This window comes from Bradyrhizobium sp., from assembly GCF_049581145.1.
In the GTDB taxonomy this organism is placed as follows: Bacteria; Pseudomonadota; Alphaproteobacteria; order Rhizobiales; family Xanthobacteraceae; genus Bradyrhizobium.
This window is the reverse complement of record NZ_JBAURI010000468.1, coordinates 1-9,783: the sequence shown is the minus strand read 5'-3', so window position 1 is coordinate 9,783 and position 9,783 is coordinate 1. Positions and strand designations below refer to the sequence as shown.

Below are 9,783 nucleotides of genomic sequence, written 5' to 3'. Positions count from 1 at the left end.
TTCATGACCTGCGCGCCGACCGCGACCAAATCGAGGTATGCTGTTCAGAAGCGGCGGCCGTCATGCTGTTGGGGCGCGGCTCGCGATCGGAACTGGTGTGGGCGCCATCGGAGGAACGCGTCCGATTGCCAACCAGCAAATTCAAGGGCGATTATGTGCGCGCCGTCGTTGTGGACAGGCAGCGTCGGCGGGCGTGGAGCAATCCAATCTGGCTTCCCTCTTGACGGCGGTTTCACATCGATTTCGACGCGTCGCTTTCGGCATGATGAAATAGCACCCAAACGAACTTCGAACAGCAGACGGCCAATCGCGCGACTCAATGTCGCCCAATTCGCTTCACAAGCCGACCGTGGAGCTATTGCATCTGGGACCTCGAACGGCGAAAACCCGGTTTGACGCCACGCCAGGGATACCATGCTGACCGCCAGCTATCTGACCGCCGCCGCCGCCATGATCGCAGCCGCGCTGTACCTGTTCTTGCGATTGCGCCTGTATCTGACGACGACGACCATGCTGCTCGGCTCGCTTCTCCTGGTCTATGGACCGGCGTCGCTCAGCTTCACGCTCTCCTCCGGCGAATATGGACATCTGATCCGGCCATTGCTGGCGGATGTCGTGGTACCACCGTCCATGTTTCCAAAGATGACGTCGAAAGTCGGCGACCTTGGCCCGGTGATTACCGCCGTCAATTTCTCGCTGTCCTTGATGTATCTCGGCTTGATCGTCGGCATCGAGATCGTCAATCGATGGTTCCCTGCTCGCGCCGCCGCGACCGAGGCCGCTCTGGCAGGCTGGAGCGGGAGAACCGCGCAGGATGACATGAGCGATCACCGCCCTTTGCTGGTCGTCGTTCTTGCGCTGGCCGTGGTGATGCTGGTCTTCTCCATCGGGGAAAACCACATTGGAATGATCAGGCAGTTTTTTGCGATCAAAGGCGACAATACCGCGCGGGATACCTTTCGGGCGCATTTCGGCGGCAGCCCGAACTATCTCTATCGGGTGATCCTCGCCGCGGTGGCGCCCATGTTCGTCATCTGGGGGCTCTTGGCCGGCGCCTTGAACAGATCGTGGCCGCTGCTTGTTGCGGCATCACTGCTCCTCCTGGTCACCACGCTCGGAAAAGTCGAGACCTTGAGCAAGGCCCCGCCGGCGTTCTTCCTGCTCCAGATCGGGCTCGCAGCGCTCCTGACCTTCACCAACAGGATGTCGTGGAAAACGGCGCTGGTCAGCGCCGTCGTTCTCGCGCTCGTCATTTACGTCACGACCCGTCTGATCATCATCTTCCCTCCCGGAATGTCCCCGATCGAGACCGTGTACTCCCGCATCTTCGAAGTTGAAAACGAAACCCTGGTGGAGAATTTCGCCGTCTTCCCGCGGCTGCAGCCTTTCGCCTGGGGCGCCAATATCCGCCCCCTCGCGATGCTGATGGGTGTGCCCTATGTCCCGAGCTTCAGTCTGGTCGGCAGCATATGGTACGGCAGCCCCGATATCACCAGCCCGACCCTGTTCATCGCCGATGCCTGGGCAGACTTTTCCTATGCCGGAGTTGTCGTCTACAGCATCGTTGCAGGCGCAGTCTGCCGGTCGATCGACCTTCTGTTTCTGTCTCGCGGCAAGTCGATCGTCGGTATTGCCGTGCTGGCCGCGACCTTCTGGGGAGTGCTCACGCTGATCACGACCGCATTGAACATCGCGCTGTTTTCCGGCGGACTGCTGCTTGCGCCGGTGTTAGCTGCTATGATGGTTGCGACTGCCAGACACTTGGCCAGACCGGACGCTCTCGGCGAACCTGCTCGATGAGAAAGCGACCAGGGCCTTGACCGGCTTCGCAAGACCGCGTTTTTTGATTGATGCGCGGCCGTCTTCCCATGGGTAGAACGTCGTGACTCGATGACCTCCGGAAAAACCACCTTGCCTCGACGTGTGCTTTACATCGTGAACGAAGACTTCGCGTTCCTGCTGAACCGCCTGCCGATGGCACGGGCGGCACGCGAGGCCGGCTTCGAAGTCCATGTGGCGACCAACGTCAACAAGGGCGCCGCGGCGATCGAAGATGAAGGCTTCATCCTGCACCCGATCCCGTTTCGGCGCGGTGGCCTGTCGCCATTTGCCGCCATCCCGACCCTTCTGGCGATTCGGCGCGTCGAGAAGCAAATCGATCCGACCATCGTTCATCATTCCGGCCTGCAGTGCTGTGTCTATGGATCGGCGGCCGCTCTCGACAAGAAATTCGCGATGGTCAATGCCATCACGGGGCTGGGCTATATCTTCACATCGGTCAATTGGCGGACCCGGTTGCTGCGCCAAGGCATGGTCTGGCTCCTGCCGTGGCTGTTGAACCGCAAGCAAAGCTGCGTTCTGGTGCAGAATCCCGACGATCGATCGACACTGCTGTCGCTCGGAATCAAGCCGGACCGAATCACACTGATCCCGGGATCCGGGGTCGATAGCGACGCGCTGCAGCCCCTGCCGGAACCGCAAGGGCCTATCACCGTCGGCTTTGCCGGGCGATTGCTGGTCGACAAGGGCATCCGGGCGCTGGTGGCCGCGCATGGCATTCTGCGCGACCAGGGACATGAGTGCAATCTCCTGATCGCCGGCAACCCCGATCCCGCCAATCCCACATCCGTCTCGCTCGACGAAGTGGAGCAGTGGATCGAGCGCCCCGGCATCACCTGGCTCGGCCACATCGATGACATCGTGTCGCTGTGGCGGAACTGTCATCTGGCGGTGCTGCCGTCGCACCGGGAAGGCCTGCCCGTCAGCCTGTTGGAGGCGGCCGCCTGCGGCAGGCCCCTGATCGCAACGGACGCGCCGGGCTGCCGGGAAATCGTGATCGATGGCCAGACCGGCTGCCTGGTGCCGATCGAGGACCCGACCGCGCTGGCGCAGGCCATTTTGCGACTGGCGGAATCCCGCCAATTGCGCGCCCGTTTTGGCGAGGCTGCGCGCCAATTGGTCGTCGACAAGCTATCGGCACGGATCATCGGAAGCTCGATCGTCGAGCTATACGACCGGTTGACGCTACGGCCGAGCCTCGCGCGGCAGGCCAAGCCCGCACAGCACGACGGGAAGATCATCCTGGTGAGCCAGCACTACGCGCCGTTCCCCAGCACCACGTCCGGCTACATGACGGAAATTGCGCGGGAGCTGGCGTTGCAGCGCCAGGTCATGGTGATCACGAGCGCGCCCGGTTCTGCATCGCAACCTGGGCCCGGCAAGCCCGAGGTTTCCGAAATCAAGAGCTGGTGGCCGGGCAAATCGGCGCTCGTCTCGCGATCGTTTGCGGCCGTACTGTTCTCTGTCCAGGTGTTCTTTGCCGTGCTCAAGCACGCGCGCAGCGAAGACGTCCTGTTGAGCGTCACCACGCCCTTCACATTGCCGTATACGGTGACGCTGGCCGCCCGGCTTCGCGGGGCGGCTTCCGCCTTGATCATCTACGATTTCTATCCCGATACGCTGGTGATGGCAGGATTTCTCAGCGCCAACTCGATCCTCGCCCGATGGCTCCGCTCCGCGAATGAGACGATGTTCCGGTGGCTTGATGCGATGGTGGTGATTGGCCGCGACATGGCCTCGAAAATCATGGCCTATCCGAACGCCGACGCCGCAAAGATCAGCCTGATTCCCAACTGGGCGACCATGCCGGTCCGCTACCGGGAACTGTCTGCCGATAACCCTTACCGCAGGCTGTGCGGCGGTCAATTCGTCATCGCCATGTCCGGGAATGCCGGCTTCACCCATGATCCCATGTCGGTATTCGCCGCGGCCCGCATTCTGAAAGACGATGACCGGATTCGTTTCCTGCTTTCCGGCGAAGGTGTGGGTTGGACCAAGATCAAGGACATACAGGCCGCCTCGCCGCTTCCAAACGTCACGCTGGTGGAGCGGGTCGCCGATTTCGACCTCGAAAGCTTTCTCTCCGCGGGCGACGTCTGGATCGTGCCCTATCGCAGGAACAACACGGGCGTCTCGGTGCCGAGCCGCATCTACAACATCTTCGCGATCGGACGCCCCATCATCATCTGCTCTGAAGCGGATTCGGAGGCAGCCGTGCTGCTTCGGGAGGAGAACATCGGCTGGGTGACGCCGCCCGAAGACCCCCAAGCCCTGGCCCGGACCATCGAGCTCGCGGCATCCAGCGCCGCGGCGACAGAGGAAAAGGGTCGCCGCGCGGTCCTGGTGGCTACCCGCTACACGCGGCAGATCGCGCTCGGCGCCTATCGCGATCTCATGGACCGCCTGCTTGAAGGTCAGTTGCTGCGCAGGCGCAACGAGGTGAAGAGCGCGGCTTGAGCCGCACCTGTCTTGTTGTCGCGCTGCGCATTTTGTGAAATATCCACCTCGCCACGCCCCCATCACCCCCAGGCGTCGGGTCCCGGTGCAACCGCTTTCATGAACGCCCTCAACGCCAATCCGGAGGCACTCACCCTTTTCGTCATCGTCGCGGCCGCGCTGATCTGCGTTGTTCTGATCAGACTGCTGCTGCCCCTGCTCCGCCTTTACGCGCTTGCCCGGCCGAATGCCCGATCGTCGCATCGTGAACCGACGCCGCAGGGCGCCGGCATTGCCGTCATCGCAGCGTCTCTGTCAACCGCCGGAGCTGCCGCGATAGCGGCGGGGCTCGATGTCCCGGCAATGCTGTTGTCCGCCACGCTGCTCATTGCGCTCGTTGGCCTGGTTGACGACGTCAGGCCTATTGCCGTGCTGCCGCGCCTGTTGCTGCAGGCGGCATCGGTCGGCGCGGTCACGTTTCTTCTGCCGCGTGATCTGCGGATCGCCCCGGAGCTTCCGCTCGCAATCGAACGCGGCCTCATCCTGCTGGCCGGCCTGTGGTTCGTGAACCTCGTCAATTTCATGGACGGCCTGGACCTGATGACCGCAGCCGAAGTGGTGCCGATCGCCGGCGCGATCGCGCTACTGGGCCTGATCGGGCCGTTTTCGGCTTTCGCCACCGTGCTCGCCGCGGCACTGTTCGGCGCGATGATCGGATTTGCGCCGTTCAACCGGCCCATCGCGAAGGTCTTCCTTGGCGACGTCGGCAGCTTGCCGATCGGGCTCCTGCTCGGATGGTGCCTGCTGCAGCTCGCCTGCCACCAGCAGCTGATCGCAGCTCTGCTGCTTCCCCTCTATTACCTCGCCGACGCGACCATCACGCTGCTGCGCCGCATGCTCAAGCGCCAGCCATTCTGGGCCGCGCATCGCACGCACTTCTATCAGCGCGCAACGGACAATGGATTCTCGGTGCCTGATGTCGTCGGACGCGTCTTCGCGTTGAACGTCGTCCTGGCGGCGCTGGCGATCGCATCGACCTTCACGAATTCGACCCCGCTCCGCGTGCTGGCCCTCGCCGGCGGAATCGCCGCTGTCGGCTTCGTATTGTCGAGATTTTCGCAAGGACGGTCGTCCTGAACGGACGCCGCCGCATGGTCAAGCCTCATCGCTCGAGTCTCATCGCTCATGTCTCGGGCGCCGATAATGCATTCCGCAGCCCCTGGTCCAGCGTCACCGGCGGCCGCCAGCCGATCGAGGCGGCCTTGGTGAGATCGAGCTCGAGCGAGCCGATCAGGCTATCATGCGCATCCTGGCGCCCGCTGATATTCAACAGCGCGCTCAGGACAGCCACAGGCATCGGGAAAAGCCGCGCTCGGGTCCCAGCTGCCTGTGCAATCCGCTCGACGAATTCGGGAGTCGACACCTGTTCGGCATCGGCAACAAGAAAGACCTCGAATTTTCCATCGGGCTTCGACAGCCGCCACGAGATGAACGACGTCAGGTTTTCCACCGACAGAAACGCCCGGTGGTTGCTGATGGTCGCAAACGGCAGCGGAATGCGGCGTTTCACCGCCCTCGCCAACAGGGCGAAATTCCCCTTGGCGCCCGAGCCATAGACGAGTGGCGGCCGAACGACCGTCACGCGCATGTCGCATTGCTCCGTCAACGCGGTCAGGCCGGCTTCGGCCGTGGCCTTCGACATGCCATAGAGCCCCCGCGGGGTCAGTGCGTCAGCCTCGCTGAACGGTCCGCGACCGTCATTGCTCCTGCCATGCACAAGAACGGTGCTGACAAATATGAAATGGCGCGCCCCGGCATTGGCGGCGCAACGCGCAAGATGCAGGGTGCCCTCGACGTTGACATCCTGATAGATCGTCACGGCGTGTTCTTCATTCTGGTGGTGGACGCGCGCCGCCAGATGAACGACGGCATCGACGCCAACCAGCGCGGTCTGCCAGTCCGTCGCGGGCCCGATCGACTGGATGACGACGTCCCCGGCGTCGCCGGACGGTTGGCGCACGGCGCGACGGACCGACCATCCCTCGCGCGCGAGCGCCGGGGCTAGGTGGCGGCCCACAAAGCCGCTTGCACCTGTGACCAGAACGACCGGGCGGCTTTCGGCCAGCATGAGGGGAAACTCCAATTGTTCGATGGTCCGTCAGGTTGGACCAGGCCGGCTTTGCCGGGCGAATCCCAGCGTCGGACCGTCGTCCATGCCGTCATGATTCCGAGCAACCGCACGGCGCTCAGTCACGCAAGGGTTCCGCCGCCGGCGTTCTGAACACCAGAAAATGCGACAGCGAAAAATTAACCATGAAACTGACGCCTGTCGCCAGCACCTTCCCGAACAGCACCGGCACGAAATGAGCGGCAACCAGAATGGTCGTGGTGTTGGCGGCAAAACCCGCCAGCTGGGCGAGCACGAAGGTGCCATAGGTCCTGACATTGAGCTCGCGGCGCGCCTCGATGGAAAAGGTGATGGTCGAGTTCAGGACATACGAGGCGGATACCGCAAAAGCCCATGACAGCAGGTTGGCCGCAATAATGGGCAGGCCGAGAACATAATAGCCAAACGAAAACACCGCGAAATCGATCGCGGTGTTGAAGAAACCAATCAAACCGAAACTCACCGCCTTGAACATGGTTGCGCGTTCGCGGGAGGCCGCGTGCAAGCGATCGATGAGGTGTTGTGCTGCGGACGGAATCATCACAAAGTGAACCTGCCATACTAGCCTCGGCCCGATGGCTCGAGGGGGGACAACCCCAAGTCCGGTCGGCGCCGTCGCTTGTTTTACGAGCCCGGGGCGAGCGGTTCTGGCACAGTTCCAACGGCCCTGCCATGCTGTTTTTCGGCAACAATTTTTCTTCTGGGCGACCTGACTGTTGCATTTTGGCGGTTTCACGATAGGCAGCGGAGCAAGTTTCCGGATCGACATTCGGTTTTCTGACCGAGACACGACAAATGCCAATGGTGGTTGCGGCAGTGCCGCCTTTCGCCGGATTGGCCACGAATTGGAGCGAGACATGGACCAGGTTGCTGCCCGCGTCCCAGGACAGGATCCGAAGCCGTTCGATCCTCTGGGGGAGGCCGATCTGCGCATCGCGGTGCTGGTGCCCTGTCATAACGAAGAACTGACAATCGGCAACGTCGTCACGGCGTTCCGCGCCGAGCTGCCCGGCGCGACAGTGTATGTCTACGACAACAACTCCACCGATCGGACGATCGCGGTGGCACGCGCGGCAGGCGCAACTTGCCGAACCGAGCCGCAGCAAGGCAAAGGCAACGTCGTGCGGCGAATGTTCGCCGATATCGAAGCCGATATCTATGTGATGGTTGACGGCGACGACACCTATGATGCGACCAGCGTCAGGCGCCTGATTGAGCCCGTGCTCGACCAGCAGGCGGACATGGTCAACGCCATCCGCGTCGCGACCGGGAAGGAAGCCTATCGCCCCGGTCACCGGTTCGGCAACGCGTTGCTGACAGGTGTGCTGTCCCATACGTTTGGCGATCGATGCACCGACATGCTGTCAGGCTATCGGGCGATGTCGCGCCGCTTCGTGAAGTCGTTCCCGGCTCTCTCGGAAGGCTTCGAGATCGAAACCGAAATCACTGTCCACGCGCTGGAGCTCGGCTTGCGTATTGTCGAGATCACCGCCCCCTACAAGGAGCGGCCGGAGGGCTCGGTCAGCAAGCTGCACACCTGGCGCGACGGCATCCGCATTCTTGGCGTCATCGTGCTGCTGCTCAAGGCCGAGCGGCCGTTCCGGTTCTTCGCGGTGATCAGCGCGGTGGCGTTCCTGCTGATGGCGGTGCTCGCCGCTCCGCTGGTCCTGACCTATCTCGAAACCGGACTGGTTCCCCGCCTGCCGACCGCCGTGCTGGTGACAGGACTTGCGATCACCGGACTGCTGACGCTGATGACCGGCGTCATCCTGGAAACCGTGACCCGCGGACGCCGGGAGAGCAAGCGCATGCGCTATCTGTCCTATCCGGTCCTCGACCGCGGCAGGAGCTGAGCGCCGTTTCGGCTTCAGCCATCTTTGCCGGATCTCGACGCGCATACCGCCGGGCTGGTCTCCGCGCGCCGGCGACATCCGTCATTACGCCGCATTCGACCCGAATTCCGGAACCGCGTCCTTCAGGACGGCCTTGATGGTGGTGGGGTCGTCGTTCTCGATCGCCTGCTCCAGCGCCGCGATCCATTTCCGCAGCGTCTGCATCGGCGGCTCGTTGGGCTTGGCCGCCATGATGCCGGCCATGCCGATCTCGACAGCCGGCTCCTCGCTCGCAAACAGGATTTCGTTGAGCCGCTCGCCGGGCCGCATCCCCGTGAAGACGATGTCGATATCGTGACCCGGTTGCAGCCCGGAGAGCCGGATCATGCGCTCGGCGAGTTCGACGATCTTGACCGGCTGCCCCATGTTGAGGACGTAGACCGACACGCTCGGCCGCTCCGCCGCCAGCGCGTGACTGGCCGCCGTGATCACGAGATCACAGGCTTCGCGAATGGTCATGAAATAGCGCACCATGTCGGGATGGGTGACGGTCACCGGCCCGCCGGCCTCGATCTGGGCCTTGAACTTCGGCACCACCGATCCGTTCGACGCAAGCACATTGCCGAATCGCACCGAGATCAGGCGCATCCTGCGCCTGGCTGAGGGCTGGGAAATCGGATCGTGATCGAGCGCCTGGCAATACATCTCTGCAAAACGCTTGGTGAGGCCGAGCATCGAGACCGGCTCAATCGCCTTGTCGGTCGAGATCATCACCATCGCGTCAGCGCCGGCGGCCAGCGCCGCATCGGCGACGTTGATCGACCCGAAAATATTGGTCTTGACCCCCTCGCTCCAGTCGCGTTCGAGAATCGGGACGTGCTTCAGCGCGGCGGCATGAAACACCAGGTCCGGCTTGAAATCCTTCATCAGGCGCAGCATGCGCTCGCGATCGCGGATGTCGCCGATCCGCCCCTCGACGACGGCATCGGTTCGCTGCGCCGCCAGCGCTTCGGTGATGGCGTAAAGCGCCGGCTCCGAATTTTCCAGCACCAACAGCCTGGCGGCGCCGAACGTCACGACGCGATGGCAGATTTCCGAGCCGATCGAGCCGCCGCCGCCGGTCACGATCACCGCCTTGTTCTTCACCAGCGCCTCGAGCCGGGCATGGTCGATCTTCTCGCTCGGGCGCAGCAGCAGGTCCTCGACTGCGACGCTCGTCAGGCGCGGCGCATCGCCGCTCTCCAGCGACGGCAGCCGGCTCACGATCATTCCAAGCCGCTTCGCCCGCATCAGGACGGATTCCGGGTGCGCCTCCGGGTCGAAGGCCGACGGCGTCATCACCACACGCGCGATCGGCTTGTTGCGCCTGGCAAAATCGCCGATCACATCCTCGATGTCGTCGATCCCGCCGAGCACCGGGATGTTGCGGATGAACTGACCGCGATCGGCGCTCGAGGGCGACACCAGACCGACCGGCCAGAGATGCTTGACCGCGCCGCTCTCGATGCC

The 9,783-nt window shown here is 63.1% G+C and carries 8 protein-coding genes and 1 pseudogene; 6 read left to right on the top strand and 3 right to left on the bottom strand.

Annotation, left to right across the window (positions count from 1 at the left end; all coding sequences use genetic code 11):
- From WCB02_RS15470 to WCB02_RS15450, 5 genes and pseudogenes are all read left to right on the top strand, one after another.
- A partial coding sequence (locus WCB02_RS15470; protein WP_423959212.1) for a hypothetical protein occupies positions 1–224 on the top strand: 224 nt, incomplete at its 5' end.
- A gap of 190 nt (positions 225–414) precedes the next feature.
- Positions 415–1,800 carry a hypothetical protein gene (locus tag WCB02_RS15465; RefSeq protein ID WP_423959210.1) on the top strand — a complete coding sequence of 462 codons (1,386 nt, stop codon included), beginning with the start codon at positions 415–417 and terminating at the stop codon, positions 1,798–1,800.
- 90 nt (positions 1,801–1,890) lie between these two features.
- Positions 1,891–3,024: pseudogene (locus WCB02_RS15460) on the top strand (glycosyltransferase family 4 protein); the annotation flags it as partial.
- A gap of 105 nt (positions 3,025–3,129) precedes the next feature.
- The gene (locus WCB02_RS15455) at positions 3,130–4,296 is read left to right on the top strand and encodes a glycosyltransferase family 4 protein (protein ID WP_423959215.1); all 1,167 of its coding nucleotides are present in this window, start codon (positions 3,130–3,132) and stop codon (positions 4,294–4,296) included.
- Positions 4,297–4,395: 99 nt separating this feature from the next.
- The gene (locus WCB02_RS15450; RefSeq protein ID WP_423959208.1) at positions 4,396–5,412 is read left to right on the top strand and encodes a glycosyl transferase; all 1,017 of its coding nucleotides are present in this window, start codon (positions 4,396–4,398) and stop codon (positions 5,410–5,412) included.
- A 46-nt stretch (positions 5,413–5,458) separates the two neighbouring features.
- On the opposite strand, the gene WCB02_RS15445 is transcribed toward WCB02_RS15450, so the two are convergent.
- Complete coding sequence (locus WCB02_RS15445; RefSeq protein WP_423959214.1) at positions 5,459–6,400, bottom strand: NAD-dependent epimerase/dehydratase family protein; 942 nt, start codon at positions 6,398–6,400, stop codon at positions 5,459–5,461.
- A 121-nt stretch (positions 6,401–6,521) separates the two neighbouring features.
- Positions 6,522–7,211, bottom strand: coding sequence for a GtrA family protein (locus tag WCB02_RS15440; RefSeq protein ID WP_423959207.1), 690 nt, complete (start codon positions 7,209–7,211; stop codon positions 6,522–6,524).
- An 88-nt stretch (positions 7,212–7,299) separates the two neighbouring features.
- Here WCB02_RS15440 and WCB02_RS15435 point away from each other — a divergent pair, with 88 nt between their 5' ends.
- Positions 7,300–8,295: a glycosyltransferase family 2 protein gene (locus tag WCB02_RS15435; protein ID WP_423959205.1), complete on the top strand. Its 996-nt coding sequence runs from the start codon at positions 7,300–7,302 to the stop codon at positions 8,293–8,295.
- Positions 8,296–8,379: 84 nt separating this feature from the next.
- Here WCB02_RS15435 and WCB02_RS15430 read toward each other — a convergent pair.
- On the bottom strand, positions 8,380–9,783 hold a 1,404-nt coding region (locus WCB02_RS15430; RefSeq protein WP_423959203.1), incomplete at its 5' end, for an SDR family NAD(P)-dependent oxidoreductase.